The organism is Aeromonas sp. 1805 (assembly GCF_013085525.1).
Taxonomy (GTDB): domain Bacteria; phylum Pseudomonadota; class Gammaproteobacteria; order Enterobacterales; family Aeromonadaceae; genus Aeromonas; species Aeromonas hydrophila.
Genome location: NZ_CP038515.1, coordinates 359857 through 374885 on the forward strand (window position 1 = coordinate 359857; position 15029 = coordinate 374885).

At 63.6% G+C, this 15029-nt stretch carries 16 protein-coding genes; 12 read left to right on the forward strand and 4 right to left on the reverse strand.

Annotation, left to right across the window (positions count from 1 at the left end; translation table 11 throughout):
• The first annotated feature begins 347 nt into the window (after nucleotides 1–347).
• The 4 genes from frdA (at nucleotide 348) to frdD (ending at nucleotide 3743) form a co-directional block, all read left to right on the forward strand.
• Entirely contained in the window at nucleotides 348–2132 is a 1785-nt protein-coding gene (gene frdA, locus E5E96_RS01555) for a fumarate reductase (quinol) flavoprotein subunit (protein WP_045527862.1), read from the forward strand.
• Nucleotides 2125–2859 carry a succinate dehydrogenase/fumarate reductase iron-sulfur subunit gene (locus tag E5E96_RS01560; RefSeq protein ID WP_011706985.1) on the forward strand — a complete coding sequence of 245 codons (735 nt, stop codon included), beginning with the start codon at nucleotides 2125–2127 and terminating at the stop codon, nucleotides 2857–2859. The genes frdA and E5E96_RS01560 overlap by 8 nt, the downstream gene beginning before the upstream one ends.
• Nucleotides 2860–2875: 16 nt before the next feature.
• Nucleotides 2876–3274: a fumarate reductase subunit C gene (locus E5E96_RS01565; protein WP_005298336.1), complete on the forward strand. Its 399-nt coding sequence runs from the start codon at nucleotides 2876–2878 to the stop codon at nucleotides 3272–3274.
• Between the two features lie 112 nt (nucleotides 3275–3386).
• Nucleotides 3387–3743, forward strand: coding sequence for a fumarate reductase subunit FrdD (gene frdD / locus E5E96_RS01570; RefSeq protein ID WP_011706986.1), 357 nt, complete (start codon nucleotides 3387–3389; stop codon nucleotides 3741–3743).
• Between the two features lie 144 nt (nucleotides 3744–3887).
• On the opposite strand, the gene E5E96_RS01575 is transcribed toward frdD, so the two are convergent.
• Nucleotides 3888–4586 (reverse strand): hydrolase, encoded by a 699-nt coding sequence (locus E5E96_RS01575; protein WP_171281414.1) that lies wholly within the window; start codon nucleotides 4584–4586, stop codon nucleotides 3888–3890.
• 93 nt (nucleotides 4587–4679) lie between these two features.
• Between E5E96_RS01575 and E5E96_RS01580 the strand changes: the two genes are divergently transcribed.
• A complete protein-coding gene (locus tag E5E96_RS01580; RefSeq protein WP_171281415.1) occupies nucleotides 4680–5321 on the forward strand; it encodes a TetR/AcrR family transcriptional regulator in 642 nt (213 codons plus the stop codon).
• Nucleotides 5322–5454: 133 nt separating this feature from the next.
• On the opposite strand, the gene E5E96_RS01585 is transcribed toward E5E96_RS01580, so the two are convergent.
• The 3 genes from E5E96_RS01585 to E5E96_RS01595 form a co-directional block, all read right to left on the reverse strand.
• A complete protein-coding gene (locus E5E96_RS01585) occupies nucleotides 5455–6231 on the reverse strand; it encodes an ABC transporter substrate-binding protein (RefSeq protein WP_017409219.1) in 777 nt (258 codons plus the stop codon).
• Nucleotides 6232–6287: 56 nt separating this feature from the next.
• Nucleotides 6288–7508, reverse strand: a complete 1221-nt coding sequence (locus tag E5E96_RS01590) for a winged helix-turn-helix domain-containing protein (RefSeq protein WP_171281416.1) — start codon at nucleotides 7506–7508, stop codon at nucleotides 6288–6290.
• 133 nt (nucleotides 7509–7641) lie between these two features.
• Nucleotides 7642–8280, reverse strand: a complete 639-nt coding sequence (locus E5E96_RS01595; protein ID WP_171281417.1) for a class I SAM-dependent methyltransferase — start codon at nucleotides 8278–8280, stop codon at nucleotides 7642–7644.
• 217 nt (nucleotides 8281–8497) lie between these two features.
• On the opposite strand from E5E96_RS01595, the gene E5E96_RS01600 reads away from it, so the two are divergent.
• The 7 genes from E5E96_RS01600 to E5E96_RS01630 all read left to right on the forward strand — a co-directional run bounded on the left by E5E96_RS01600 (nucleotide 8498) and on the right by E5E96_RS01630 (nucleotide 14954).
• Nucleotides 8498–9142 (forward strand): thermostable hemolysin, encoded by a 645-nt coding sequence (locus tag E5E96_RS01600; RefSeq protein ID WP_171281418.1) that lies wholly within the window; start codon nucleotides 8498–8500, stop codon nucleotides 9140–9142.
• A complete protein-coding gene (locus E5E96_RS01605) occupies nucleotides 9139–10605 on the forward strand; it encodes an AMP-dependent synthetase/ligase (RefSeq protein ID WP_171281419.1) in 1467 nt (488 codons plus the stop codon). Before E5E96_RS01600 ends, E5E96_RS01605 begins: the two co-directional genes overlap by 4 nt.
• On the forward strand, nucleotides 10602–11261 hold the full coding sequence (locus tag E5E96_RS01610) for a TenA family transcriptional regulator (RefSeq protein WP_060389966.1): 660 nt from the start codon (nucleotides 10602–10604) through the stop codon (nucleotides 11259–11261). Before E5E96_RS01605 ends, E5E96_RS01610 begins: the two co-directional genes overlap by 4 nt.
• Complete coding sequence (locus tag E5E96_RS01615; RefSeq protein WP_171281420.1) at nucleotides 11258–12103, forward strand: SDR family oxidoreductase; 846 nt, start codon at nucleotides 11258–11260, stop codon at nucleotides 12101–12103. The genes E5E96_RS01610 and E5E96_RS01615 overlap by 4 nt, the downstream gene beginning before the upstream one ends.
• A 1-nt stretch (nucleotide 12104) precedes the next feature.
• A complete protein-coding gene (locus tag E5E96_RS01620) occupies nucleotides 12105–12743 on the forward strand; it encodes a tetratricopeptide repeat protein (RefSeq protein ID WP_171281421.1) in 639 nt (212 codons plus the stop codon).
• 82 nt (nucleotides 12744–12825) lie between these two features.
• On the forward strand, nucleotides 12826–13515 hold the full coding sequence (locus E5E96_RS01625) for a response regulator (protein WP_011706997.1): 690 nt from the start codon (nucleotides 12826–12828) through the stop codon (nucleotides 13513–13515).
• Entirely contained in the window at nucleotides 13512–14954 is a 1443-nt protein-coding gene (locus E5E96_RS01630; protein WP_171281422.1) for an ATP-binding protein, read from the forward strand. Before E5E96_RS01625 ends, E5E96_RS01630 begins: the two co-directional genes overlap by 4 nt.
• Nucleotides 14955–15029: the final 75 nt, after the last annotated feature.

Here is a 15029-nt window from a genome sequence, read left to right on the forward strand (position 1 = left end):
GAACTCAAGCACAGTATTGTTCTATCCGTGAATAATTCTTATTAAATATTTTTGATAAAAAACTTAAAAACTTTATGGGTAATACCTAAAAAGAGAGGTGTTTCTCATTTTTTTGAAAGAAAACTACGTATAATCCTGAGCTTAAAATAACCATAGCAATGACAGCGGCTGATACCGATAACTGAAGGATGGCGATAATTACGGCGTTTTCATCCAAGGAATGGGGTGATTTTGATAAAAGTCACCATTGCCAAGCACTAAAACAAACCAGTTTGACTTGCATCAAGCCTGAATTTTTTTCATAGAGCAAAATCGTGCCCAGCAAATCTATCCCTAAGGAGGCAGATGTGGATATTATCAAGACCGATGTCGCCATCATCGGTGCTGGTGGCGGTGGCCTGCGTGCCGCAATCGCCATAGCAGAAGCCCACCCGGAGCTGGAGATCGCCCTGATCTCCAAGGTCTACCCGATGCGCAGCCACACCGTGGCCGCAGAGGGCGGTGCCGCCGGTGTCGTCCGTGATGATGACTCCCTCGAAAACCACTTCAACGACACCGTATCCGGTGGCGACTGGTTGTGTGAGCAGGACGTGGTCGACTACTTCGTCAACAATGCCACCAACGAGATGATCCAGCTGGAGCACTGGGGTTGCCCTTGGAGCCGCAAGCCGGACGGCAAGGCCAACGTGCGTCGTTTCGGCGGGATGAAGATCCCCCGCACCTGGTTCGCGGCAGACAAATCCGGTTTCCACATTCTGCACACCCTGTTCCAGACCTCCATCAAGTACCCGACTATCAAGCGCTTTGACGAGCACTTCTGCATGGATCTCATCGTGGAAGATGGCCGCGTCCAGGGCGTATTGACCTTCGACATCCAGAACGGCATCACCCGCTTCATCCAGGCCAAATCCGTCATTCTGGCCACCGGTGGCGCCGGCCGTGTCTACCGCTACAACACCAACGGCGGCATCGTCACCGGTGACGGCATGGCGCTGGCCTACCGCCACGGCGTGCCGCTGCGCGACATGGAGTTCGTGCAGTACCACCCGACCGGCCTGCCGGGTACCGGCATCCTGATGACCGAAGGTTGTCGTGGTGAAGGCGGCATCCTGCTCAACAAGGATGGCTACCGCTACCTGCAAGACTACGGTCTGGGCCCGGAAACCCCGGTCGGCCAGCCGAAGAACAAGCACATGGAGCTGGGTCCGCGTGACCGCCTCTCCCAGGCCTTCTGGCAGGAGCAGCAAAAAGGCCGCGTGATCCAGGGCCCGATGGGCGATGTGGTTCACCTCGACCTGCGCCACCTCGGCGAGAAGTACCTGAAAGAGCGTCTGCCCTTCATCTGCGAACTGGCCAAGGCCTACGTGGGTGTGGATCCGGTGAAAGAGCCGATCCCGGTCCGTCCGACTGCCCACTACACCATGGGCGGCATCGAGACCAACGGTCAGTGCGCCACCCGCATGCCGGGTCTGTACGCCCTGGGCGAGTGTGCCTCCGTCGGTCTGCACGGCGCCAACCGTCTGGGTTCCAACTCCCTGTCCGAGATCGTGGTATTCGGCAAGGTAGCCGGTGAGCACGCCGGTGAGTTTGCCAAGACCCAGCAACACGGCAACACCCAGGCGCTGGCCGCCAAGGCCGAGGCGCTGATCAAGCAGCACCTCTCCCTGCTCGATATCGACGGCACCGAAAACCCGGCCGATATTCGCAACGAGTTGGGCATGTCCATGGAAGCCGGGGTCGGTATCTACCGTACCGAAGAGCTGATGCAGGGCACCATCGACAAGATCAACGAGCTGAAAGCCCGTTACAAGAAGGTCAAGATCAACGACAAGTCCTCGGTCTTCAACACCGACCTGCTGTACGCCATCGAACTGGGCTACATGCTGGACGTGGCCGAAGCCATGGCGCATTCCGCCCTCAACCGGAAAGAGTCCCGTGGTTCCCACCAGCGTCTGGACGGTTACGAAGAGCGTGATGACGTGAACTTCCTCAAGCACACTCTCTCCTTCTACAACGGTGAAGGGGCCCCGACCATCGATTACTCCGATGTGAAGATCACTAAATCCCAACCGGCGAAACGCGTATACGGTTCCGAGGGTGAGAAACAAGACGAGGCTAAGAAGAATGGCTGAGATGATCGAAATTGAAATCCTGCGCTACCGTCCCGAGCAGGATAACGAGCCCTGGATGCAGACCTTCCAGGTGCCCTACCTCAAAGAGATGTCCCTGCTGGATGCGCTGCAATACATCAAGGATCATCTGGACTCTACCCTGAGCTTCCGCTGGTCCTGCCGGATGGCGATCTGCGGCTCCTGCGGCATGATGGTCAACGGTATTCCCAAGCTGGGTTGCAAAACCTTCCTGCGCGACTACCTGCCGGGCAAGATGACCATAGAGCCGCTCAACAACTTCCCGATCGAGCGCGATCTGGTGGTCGACATGTCCGACTTCATCGAGAAGCTGGAGAGCATCAAGCCGTACATCATCCCGGCCGAGCCGCGCAGCCTGTGCGACGGCGAGTACACCCAGACCCCGGCTGACATGGCGAAGTATCACCAGTTCTCCATGTGCATCAACTGCGGTCTGTGCTATGCGGCCTGCCCGCAATATGGCATCAACAAGAAGTTCACCGGTCCGGCAGCACTGGCGCTGGCCTATCGCTACAACGCCGACAACCGCGACAGCGCGTCCAGAGAGCGGATGAAGATCATCAGCCAGGACGAGGGCGTCTGGGGTTGTACCTTCGTGGGCTACTGCTCCGAAGTGTGCCCGAAAGGCGTGGATCCGGCGGCGGCCATCCAGCTTGGCAAGGTCGAGAGCGCCAAGGACTACATGATCGCCATGTTCAAGCCAGATTGAGATCAGGAATGAGACCATGAACAACACCAATAGCAAACGTAAGCCTTACGTCCGCGAAATGAAGAAAGACTGGTGGCTGAAGAATGCCTTCTACACCGGTTACATGATCCGCGAAGGCACCAGCATCTTCGTCTCCATCTACGCCGTCGTGCTGATGTGGGGTCTGTTGCGGCTGGTACAGGGTCAGGAGGCGTTCAACGGCTGGCTGGAATCCCTGCAAAGCCCGATCGCCATCCTGTTCCATGTCATCGCCCTGGCAGCCTGCCTGTTCCACGCCAAGACCTGGTTCGCACTTGCCCCGAAAGCCATGCGCATCTTCCGTGGCGAAGACCTGGTGCCGGAGAAGCCGATCGTCATCGCCCAGTATGTGGCGCTGGCGGTGGTATCCCTGCTTGTCCTGATCATCGTGGCCTAAGGAGAAAACCATGAGACGTTCTGACGAACCCAGTTATTGGTGCCTGTTTGGTGCCGGGCTGTCACTCAGAAACGTTGGCCACGATCTCTCAATCATGATTTGAGGAAAAAATATGAGACGTTCTGACGAGCCTATATATTGGGGACTGTTTGGTGCCGGCGGCATGGTGGTTGCCATGCTGCTGCCGGTCATTGTCCTCATCACCGGTCTGCTGGTGCCCATGGGCATCATGGACGTGGAGACCATGAGCTACGAACGCGCACTCGAGTTCGCCAGCTCCTGGTGGGGTGCCTGCATCCTGCTGGTGATCATCGCCCTGCCCATCTGGCACGGCATGCACCGCATCTACCACGGTCTGCATGATCTGGGGATCCACACCACCAAGCTGCACCACTATGTGTTCTATGGCTTCGCCTTCCTGGTGTCCGCCATCACTCTGGGTCTGCTGATGGTACTGGTATTCCAGTAAACGCATCCTGACGCAATGACAAACCGGGCCAAGCGCCCGGTTTTTTTATGGCTCCTCGGCAGCTCAGACCGCAGCCCGATAGCGGGCATGATCCCTGGGTGTGCCAAGACACTCAGCAACGTTCAATGCCAACTGTCAGCCCCGTCACCAGAGCGTCGGCGCCGATTCACGGCCATTTTCCGCGTAGTAGAGCGACGGCAGAAACTGCGCCAGATAGCTGAACTCGCTGTAGCAGTGGCGCATCAGGTTGAAGCCTACCTCGTCCGGCACCTCGTCAAACGGATTGGCGCAGGCCTTGCCCAGCAGGAAGCGGCTGCGCAGCACACAGCCATAGGAAGTATCGCGCGCCAGGTGCAGCATCTCGCCATCCAGCGGCGCCCCCTGTTCATCCAGGGCTACCTCGTCGCCAAAGCCGATACGGGCGCAGATGGCGGCAGAGAGTGCCTGCGTCTCCCGCGCCTCCTGCAGCGGTTGCGACGCGAACACCTCTTCGGCGTCATGAAACTTGAGGCGGGCCGCCACCGGTGGCAGCTCGGCAAGCCACTCCACCGCCGCTATGCTGGCCCCCACGTAGCGCTCCCCTTTTTTCCAGTGATGATCCCAGCCCCGGTGCTCGACGTGGTCGTGCGGGTGCCACCACCTGATGTGCTGGGTCGTTTCGAAGAAGGTGAACCACCAATCCAGCATGCGCCCCTTGCAGCCGTGCAGATCGGTGCGGATGGCGACCGTCAGCAGGCCGTCGGTGCTGCGGGTCAGGCCCATTTCCAGGCGCAGCGGCTGCGGCCTGAGCAACTCATTGATGTCATTGACGCCCCAGGGGGCAAACAACGGGGAAGTATCCATGATGAGACTCCAATAAATTAGGAAACGAATTTCGTTTCCTAATTTAAGCTATGCCTGTATGCTGGGTCTGTCAATGCTTTCCAGGAGTCAATCATGTCACAGCAAACCGATGAAGAGACACGCTCACGGGGCCGCCCGCTCACCCCGGAAGCCGACCTGCGCGCCGCCCTGGCCGAGGCGACGCTGACCTTGTTGCTCAAGGGAGGGTACGGCGCCGCGACCGTGGATGCAGTGGCCAAACAGGCAGGAGTTGCCAAGAAGACCCTCTACCGCTTCGCCGCCAACCGCGACGAGCTGGTGGCGCAGGCGGTGCGCAGCTGGACCGATGCCTTTCAGCCGGCCTTCGAGCAGGATGCAACCCACCCCGAGGAGCTGGGGAAGATGCTGGAGCAGGGCTTGCAAGCCATTGCCAGCCAGGTGTTGAGTACGCAGGCAGTCGGCATGTTCCGGCTACTGCAGCATGAGTTCGCGGGGCGCGATGCCCTGCTGGCGGCCTATCAGGAGAACGGCATTGCGCGCGGCAGGGCGACGCTGGCGGCGTGGCTACAGCGCCAGCAACAACTGGGCTGGCTGCGCGAGCTGGACACCGCCCAGACCAGCGATCTGCTGCTGGCAATGACCATGGCGGAGCCGCTGCGCCAGATGGCGCTCGGCTTGCTGGCGCCGGGCAGCGACATCCACACGCGCATCACCGCCGCCGTAGCCCTGGTGTTGCCCGGTCTGGTGCGAGAGTAAAGCCCCCTCGGCAAGGAAGCTGCGCCAGGGCAACGGGGGAGATGACATCCGAGCGCGGAACCTGCCCAAAAGCCGCCAGCCCCCCCATCACCGCCATAAAAAACCGGGCGCCAGGCCCGGTTGTTGATGGTGCTCACTCTGTCGGCGGCAAAAAGCGGCGCATCACCTCGTCGCTGTAACCGCTGTCCTGAAACTCGATGAACACCTGGTTGAGGCGGGTCACCAGCTCATAGGCCCGTGGCGACCCCTTGCTCACCAGCAGATAGAAGCCCTTGCGGCTGGGCAGGGCGAGGTTGAGCAGGCCGCTCTCGCTCTGGTAGATACCAAGGCCGATGCCGCTCATCAGCGGTTCAATCTCGCTGGGCAGGAAGTCGCAGCGATCGCGCCCCAGCATGTCGAGCGCCTGCTGCAGCTGCTTGACCCGGCGCGGCTCCAGCGCCAGTCCGTAAGGGGCATAGTTGTAGCCGATCACCCCGCACACCCGGGAGCGATTGACCGTCTGCAGATCGGGCGCCTCGGGGAAGCGCCGCTTGAGGTAGAAAAATCCGAGGTGAGTGTAGTAGAGCGGCACGCTGTAGAAGGCATATTCCGCCCGCTCCGGCTTGTAGCTGGCATCCCAGGTCAGCTCGCACAAGCGGTTCTGGCGATAATCGGCCAGCTCCTGCTGCACTCGCGCCCAGGGCAGATAACGGATCTTGTAGGGCAACCCGAGCTTTTTCAGGGCCTCCAGCACCTGGGTCGTGGCGGAGCCGGTGAGACGGCGGGTGTCGGGCACGCCATCCTTGCGCTCCCAGTAGGTAAAGGGGGCCCACTCGTTGCCCTCCCCCAGACAGATCTGCACCTCGGGCTGGGCCGCCTCCACCAGCCCGGCCAAACCCCATCCCAGCAGCAACAACATGGATCGCGTCATCGTCTCCCTCCTTCGCTTCCCTTGCAGCTTAGTTCAGGTGGGCGTGACGCTCCCCGTCAGGGTGTCCCCTCCTGCCACAGGGCCAGCAGGGGCGCGGGGATGGCGCCGTAGTGCAAGGTCGGGGTCTGGTGCCAATCGGCCAGCCGCTGCAGCGCTTTGGCCAGATCCTGCGCCAGAGTCCGGGTCACCCTGACACCCGCCTCCAGATAGAGGCTCTTTACCTCGAAGATCCCCTGCTGGCGATGGGCCTTGGCGTCCATCCTGCCCACCAGCTTGCCGCGATGCAGCAGCGGCAGCACGAAGTAGCCGTACTGGCGCTTGGGCGCCGGGGTGTAGCACTCGATGCGATAGTCGAACTGGAACAGCTCGCTGGCCCGTTTGCGATCCCAGACCAGCGGATCAAACGGCGACAGCGCCGTGGTGTGGCTGGCCTTGAGAGTGCCGGACTGGGCCTGGGCCAGCTCCTCTACCAGCGAAGCGTGCACGAAGGCGCCGTGCTGCCACCCCTCCACCCGCACCGGCAGCAGCTCTCCCTCGTCCGCCAGTTGGTGGAGCAGTGCATCGTATTTGCCGCGCCGCAACCGATAGTAGTCGGCCACCCAGCCGGTCTTGACCAGCCCCAGCGCCCGGCAACTGGCTCGCACCATGTCCCTTTGTGCCTGTTCCTGGCTCGGCAGATCCCGCTCATCGCGCCACTCGGGCATCACCCGCTCGGCCAGGTCGTAAACCCGCTGGAAGTTGCGCCGCTCACGCACCATCAGCTGACCTGCGGTAAACAACACCTCCAGGTGGCGCTTCTCCGGCTTCCAGTCCCACCAGCCGTTGCCCTTCCCCTCCTTGCGTTCAAAATCCGCCGCCCGCACCGGGCCGTGCTGGCGAATGCGCTCGATGATCTCGCCAATCTCCTGCTGATGGGTGGCGAGCCAGTTGGCCGAAAACTTCCAGCCCATGGCGGCGGGATCCAGCATGCGATGGCGCAGCAGGCGGTAATCCTCGCGTGGCACGAAGCAGGCCTCGTGCGCCCAGTATTCGAAGATCTCGCCATCGGCCAGCAACTGCTCCAGCCAGCGCGGATCGTACTGCCCCAGCCTGCTGAACAGCACCAGATAGGGGCTGCGGGCCACCACCGAGATGGTGTCTATCTGCAGCAACGCCATGCGGCGGATAGTCGCCAGCAGCTCTGCCGCGCGCGCCTTGCCGCGGCGCGGCGTCAGCAGGCCCTGGGCCGCCAGTTGCAGATGACGGGCATCCTGCAGTGAAAGATGGGGAATCGACATGAGGAACCACTCCTTGGTATCGGGGGACGGGCGGCTGGCGGCGCCTGGGGCTCAATGCAGGGAAACAGGCAAGCGGGCCCCGCCAATCAGGCCATCAGCATGCCCAAGCCGCCATCAAATGAAAATGCCCCGTTCAGGGTTTGGTGATGACCGCCACATCCGCGTGGGGAAACTCGACCTGCGCCTGCCAGCGGGCTGCCAGGGCACGAAACGAGGCTTCGGCGAAGAAGACGATGTGGGTCGGATCGTGGCGGTAGCGCCACTGCCGAAAGCGCTCGTCCCCCAGCACCCGCTGGGTCTGCAGCACCAGCAGGCCGCCGGGCTTGAGGCAGCCCCACAGCCCGTCCAGCACGGCGCGCGGGGTGGCGATGTGCTCGATCACCTCGGTGCTGGTGATGAAGTCATACTGCTGCGCCAGCAACTCGGGCTTGTCGGCATAGAACTTGTCGTAGCCCGCCATCTGGTAGCCCGCCTCGCGGCCCATGGCGATGAGCGCCGGGCCCGGGCCGCAGCCAAAATCGAGGCCGCTGGCTGGCGGAGGCAGGCGGCGCTGCACCTCGCCGAAGGCCCGCTGCAGAAACTGGCGATAACGGGGATCATCCACCTGATTGTCGTGGCCGTCATAGACTGCCTTCTCGCGCGCGGGATCCAGGTGCTCGGCCGTATCCAGCCAGACCAGCTCGCAGGCCCGGCAGCGATGATACAGCTTGCCGGCCACCGGCAGCTCATAGGCATCGGCGGCGCAACAGAGCGGGCAGGATAAGGGGGTCATGGCATCTCCTCTCGAAAGCGGGGCGGTCAAAAGTGACCGCAGCTTGCCTGCCCGCCTGATGGCTGACAAGGATTTTGTCCGGCTGCCCCGCGTTCGGGTCGCAGCTTTACCTCTCTTTTCAACCAGTTGCCTCTGTGTGAAACAGATTTTTTACCTCTTAAGGGTTTCTTAAGTTTGCCCCTTTAGTCTGATGACAATCGACAAGAAGGAGCCATCCATGACCACCGACATTCAAGCCCCCTATCGGCTGACGCTGGCCGATACCCCGCAACAGGTCATGGCACTGCAGGGCTACATCCAGGCCGCCTACAGCCAGGAGTTCAACGCCCGCATTCCCCATTTTCTGCCCTGCCTGCTCGGCCTCTACCGGGCCGACGGCCTGCTGGTCGGCGCCTGCGGTCTCAAGCTGGCCGGCAGCGAGCGCCTCTATCTGGAGCAGTACCTGGAGCAGCCCATCGAGGCTGCCATCGAAACCCGGCTCGGCGCCCCCGCCCGGCGTGATCGCATCGTCGAGGTGGGCAACTTCGCCTGCAGCGAGCCCGGCAACGCCCGCCTGATGTTTGCGGCGCTATGCCGCCTGCTGTGCGACAACGACCTCGACTACGTGGTATTCACCGGCACCGCCAAGCTACGCAACAGCTTTCACCGCCTCCACCTCACCCCGGTCGAGCTGGCCCCCGCCCAGGCCGACAAGGTGGGGGACGACGCCAGCGCCTGGGGCGCCTATTACCACTGCCAGCCCAAGGTGATGGTCGGCGATCTCGGCCTCGGACGGCAGGCACTGGCCCAGGGCAGCCTGCTGCTCTTCCTGCTGGCACCCATGCCGTCCCTGTTCAACTGCCCGCACCGGAGCGCCTTATGATGCTGTTTGACCAAATCGCCTACTTCGCCCGCCAGATGCCCCACAGCCCGGCTCTTGCCAGCAGCCAGCACAGCCTCAGTTACGAGGCGCTGTGGCAGCAGCTGCCAGCGCTGGCCGACCGCCTGCAAATGGCCGGGATCAGCCGGCTGGCGCTGCAGCTGGACAACGGCCTGCCCTGGGCGCTCATCGATCTCGCCTGCACCATGGCCGGCATCGTGGCGATCCCGATCCCCCACTTCTTCAGCCTGGAGCAGCAGGAGTGGCTGCTGGAGAGCAGCGGCGCTGACGCCCTGATCGGCCCCCACCATCCCGGCTGGCAGGCCAGCGATCCGCTGCAACTGACGGTCGGCGAGCTGCCGCTGTGGCGCCGCACACCTGCCCGGCTGCCACCTCTGCCGGCCGGCACCGCCAAGATCACCTACACCTCCGGCACCACAGGGCAGCCCAAAGGTGTCTGCCTGTCGCTGACCCAGATGATGGCGGTCTGCGCGTCGCTGGCTGAGCGGGTCGCCCCGGCCAACGTCGAGAAGCACCTGACCCTGCTGCCGCTCACCACCCTGCTGGAAAACCTGACCGGCCTCTACGTACCGCTGCTCACCGGCGCCTGCAGCTGCATCCCTTCGCTGGCTGAGCTCGGCTTTGCCGGCTCCAGCAAGCTGGACCCGGCCACCCTGGCCCAGGCCCTACTGCGCTGGCCCACCCACAGTCTGGTGCTGGTGCCCGAGCTGCTACGCCTGCTGCTGGCCCTGTGCAGCGCCAACCCGGCGCTGGCCGAGCAGCTGGCCGGCCTGCGCTTCGTCGCGGTGGGCGGCGGCAAAGTCTCGCCCGAGCTCATCAGCCGGGCCCGCAAGCTGGGGCTGCCGGTCTACGAGGGATACGGTCTGTCGGAGTGCGGCTCCGTCGTGGCCCTCAACGGCCCCGACGGCCACAGCCTGGGCAGCGTCGGCCAGCCACTGCCCCACTGCCGGGTATCGATCGCCGCCGACGGCGAGATCCTGGTGGAGGGAGCCGCCATGCTCGGCTATCTGGGCAGCGACGAGCCGACGCCAGCACGGGTCGCCACCGGCGATCTGGGCCATCTGGATGATGAGGGCTATCTGCATATCACCGGGCGCAAGAAAAACGTCCAGATCACCGCCTTTGGCCGCAACTTCTCCCCCGAGTGGGTCGAGGCGGAAGCCCAGCTCTGTCCGGCCATCGCCCGCATCGTGATCTTCGGCGACGGCCAGCCGGCCAACGTCGCCCTGATCCAGCCACTGCCCGGCGCCGACGCCCAGCTGGCCCAGCAGATCGAGCAGCTCAATCACCGCCTGCCCGACTATGCCCGCATCCATCACTGGCTGCCGGTGGCACTGGATCAGCATCCGGAACTGCTGACCGCCAACGGTCGCCCCCGTCGCGAACGGATTTATCACCACTTTTCCCGGCAGATCAGCCAATGCCTTACAGGAGAGACCTCATGAGCTTCTATCAAGTGCTGCAACAAGCCACCGCCCCGGCCCGGGAGCATCTGTTCAACGCCCCCATCATAGAGGCGTGCCGCAAGGGGGAGATCTCCCGCGACATCTACCTGCGCTTTCTCGCCCAGGCTTTCTATCACGTGCGCCACACGGTGCCGCTGCTCATGGCCACCGGCGGCAAGCTGGGTCAGGAGTATGAGTGGGTGCGCGGCGCCATCGCCGAGTACATCGATGAGGAGTACGGCCATCAGGAGTGGATCCTGAGCGACATCCGCGCCTGTGGCGGCGATGCCGAGGCGGTGCGTCACGGCCAGCCCGAGCTGCCCATCGAACTGATGGTGGCCTTCCTCTACGACCAGGTGCAACGCGGCAACCCCATGGGGTTCTTCGGCATGGTCCAGGTGCTGGAAGGCACCAGCGTCGCCATCGCCCTGACCGTGGCCGATCAGCTCAAGGCAGGTCTCGGCCTGCCCCCTCAGGCCATGAGCTACCTGAGCTCCCACGGCGCGCTGGATCAGGAGCACCTCAAGTTCTTCGAGTCCCTGATGAACCGGGTAGAAGCCCCGGCCGATCAGGCAGCCATCATTCACTCGGCCAAGGTGGTCTACCGCCTCTACGCCGACATGCTCTATCAACTGACGGAAAACCAGACATCATGAAGCTTGAAGGAAAACTCGTGCTGCTCACGGGCGCCAGCGGCGGGATCGGCGAAGCGCTGGCCCAGGAGCTGGCGGTCCAGGGGGCACACCTGTTGCTGCACGGACGCAGGGCCAGTGCGCTGGAGCGGCTTCGCAAGGAGCTGCCGCACCCGGAGCGCCACCAGACGGTGATCGCCGATCTGGGCTCGCCCCAGGAGCGGGCCAAACTGTTGCAGCACCCGGCACTGGACGAGGGGCTGGACGTGCTGATCAACAACGCTGGCTGCAACCAGTTTGCCTGGCTGGAGGATCAGAGCAGCGAGCAGGTGGAGCGCCAGCTGCTGCTCAACGTCGAGGCGCCGATCCAGCTCACCCGCATGCTGCTGCCCCGCCTGCGCAAACCGGCGGTGATCATGAACGTCGGCTCCAGCTTTGGTGCCATCGGCTACGCCGGCTACAGCGTCTATTGCGCCAGCAAGTTCGCCCTGCGCGGCTTCAGCGAGGCGCTCGGCCGCGAGCTGGAGGGCACCGGCATCCAGGTGCTGCACTTTGCCCCCCGCGCCACCCGTACCCGCCTCAACTCGGAGGCGGCCTACGAGATGAATGCCGAGCTCGGCACCCACACCGACAGCCCCCAGGACGTGGCCGAGGAGGCCGTCATCGCCCTGTGCAACGAAACCCGCCGCAGCTGGCTCGGCTGGCCGGAGAAGCTGTTCGTGCGACTGAACGGCCTGCTGCCCGGCCTGGTCGACCGGGCGCTGGCCAAGCAAAAACCCATCATAGAGCGCTATGCCCGCCACGCGGCGCCCGCTGCCGGCAATGCGGGGCACACCACTTCCGTCATGACAGAGAAGGAACGTTAAGATGAAGCACGCCACTTTCCGCCCCTGTTTCACCCATGGCGCCCTCCTGCTGCTCATGCTGGGCTCGGGGATGGCCCAGGCCGCCGACGCCCTGCCCGTCATCCAGCAGCAGTGGGCCGTCTGTCAGTATCAGCAGACCGGCAAGGCCAAGGAGAGCTGTCTCGAACAGCTGAGCAGCCAGGCCGATCAGGCCAGCGCCAAGGAGGCCTTTCGCACCGACCTGCTGATCTGGTCGGCCATCGTCAAGAGCACCTGGGCCGGTGCCAAGGGCGGGCTGGGGGCGCTGGGCCTGGTCAAGGAGGCCAAGGCCAAGCTGGAGATCGCCCTCAAGCAGGACCCCAAGGCACTGGACGGCTCCGCCTACACCAGCCTGGGCTCGCTCTACTATCAGGTGCCGGGCTGGCCGGTGGGCTTTGGCGATGACGAGAAGGCCGAACAGCTGCTCAAGCAGGCGCTGGCCATCAACCCGACCGGCATCGACCCCAACTTCTTCTACGGCGACTTCCTGCTGGATCAGGGCCGCAAGGCCGAGGCCAAGAGCTATCTGGAGAAGGCGCTGAGCGCCCCGCCCCGGCCGGGTCGCGAGCTGGCGGATCAGGGCCGACGCATCGAGATCCGCGATCGCCTCGACAAGCTGTAAACCCAAGTCGGATCAGAGCGCTATTTAAACTCTGCCCACCAGCTTGCATACTGGTGGGCAGCGTCTTTTGAGAGGAATAACAATGCGGATCCTGTTGGTGGAAGATGATGTGATGCTGGGTGACGGCATGGTGGATGCCCTGCGCAGCAGTGGCTACACGGTGGACTGGCTGCAGCAGGGGCTGCCCGCCCTGTCGGTGCTCAAGAGCGAGGAGTTTGCCGCGCTCATTCTGGATCTCAACCTGCCGGACATCGACGGCATCAGCCTGCTGCGCAAACTGCGCCGGGAAGGCCAGACGCTGCCGGTGCTGATCCTCACCGCCCGCGATGCCCTGGACGACCGGGTGCTGGGGCTGGATGCCGGCTCCGACGACTACATGGTCAAGCCGTTTGCCCTGCAGGAGCTCAACGCCCGCCTGCGCGCCCTGGTGCGGCGCAGCAAGGGCCAGGCCCAGGCGGTACTGGAATACGGCGAGCTGCAGCTCTATCCCGAGTCTCAGCAGGTCACCTATCGCGGCGAGCCGGTCAAGCTCACCCCCCACGAATACAAGCTGCTGCAGGAGCTCATCACCCAGAGCGGCCGGGTACTGAGCAAGGATCAGCTGCAGCAGAGCCTCTACGGCTGGGACGAGGGGGCCGAGAGCAACGCGGTGGAGGTGCACATTCACCACCTGCGCAAGAAGTTCTACAGCGACCTCATCCGCAATATCCGCGGGGTCGGCTACATAGTCCCCCAGCTTGAACAGGCCCAGCGCCGGGATCACCGGGCATGACGCGTCCCCGCTCCATCCGCCGCTTCCTGCTCTCCGGCATCCTGGCGTTGGTCAGCGCCAGCCTGGCCATCAGCGCCCTCATCGGTTATCTGGAGGCCAACCACGAGATGGAGGAGCTGTTCGATGCCCGTCTCGCCCAGTCCTCCCGCATCACCAACCAGCTGCTCAGCCGTTATCTGGAGCAAAATGGCGAACTGCCCGCCAACGGCACCGTCTATCAGGACTGGGAGCAGCACAACCCGGATCAGTGGCAGAAGGACACCAGCTTCAACCTGCGGGGGGAAGACAGGGAACTCACCCCCTTCGGCCACGAATTCGAGCGCAACCTCTACTTCCAGCTGCTGAGCGAGCAGGGCCACATATTGCTGCGCTCCCCCAGCGCCCCGAGCCAGCCCCTCGGCGCCCTGGCTCCCGGCTTCAACAACGTCACCAAGGACAACCACGAGTGGCGCACCTTCACCCTCTACAACCAGGACGAGCACACCTGGCTCATTGTGGCGGAGCGGGATGACGAGCGCAGCGAGCTGGCCAGCAAGATGGCCACCCTGGCCATGCTGCCGCTGCTCATCACCCTGCCTTTCCTGCTCGGCCTGCTGTGGTGGCTCATCTCCCGCGGGCTGGCACCGCTGCGACAGCTGGCCCAGGCCATCGGTGAGCGCCACCCGGCCAACCTGAGCCCGCTCACCCTGAAGATCCGGGCCCAGGAGCTGACCCCGCTCACCAACGAGATCAACCGGTTGATGCACGCGCTGGCCGACACCATAGAGCGGGAGAAGCAGTTCACCAACGAGGCGGCCCACGAGCTGCGTACCCCGCTGGCGGTGCTGCGCATCCACAGCGAAAACGCGCTGGCCGCCGAGGATGCAGAGAGCCGTCAGCACTCCCTGCAAAAGATGCTGCTGGCGCTCGATCGCAGCGATCGGCTGCTGCGCCAGCTGCTGACCCAGGCCCGCATCGACAACCAGCAGGGGCTGGAGCTGACCGAGCTCAACCTGAACCAGCTGCTGCAGGGCACCCTGGCCACCCTGGCCCCCATCGCCCTGAAAAAGGATCAGCAGCTGTCGCTGGAAGGCACCGAACAGCTGACGGTAATGGGGCAGGCCACCCTGCTGGAGCTGATGTTCAGCAACCTCATCGACAACGCCCTGCGCTACACCCAGGCGCAGGGCGAGATCGCGGTCGAGGCGCGCCCGGAGGGGCACAGGGTCAGGGTCGACATTCGCGACAACGGCCCCGGCATCCCCACCGCCGCCCTGTCACGCCTGTGCGAGCGCTTCTTTCGGGTCAATCCCCAGCAGGGGGACGGGGTCGGCCTCGGCATGGCCATCGTCTCGCGCATCGCCCAGCTGCACGGCGCCGATCTCGACATCCACAACCGGCCGGAAGGGGGGCTGGAGGTGAGCGTGCTGCTGCCCGCTCGCAACTCATCCCAGCCATGACCCAGAAACGACAACGCCTCCCATCGGAGGCGTTGTTCACACAGGTTGGTTACGCAAAAGGAGCCAGGCTGCGGT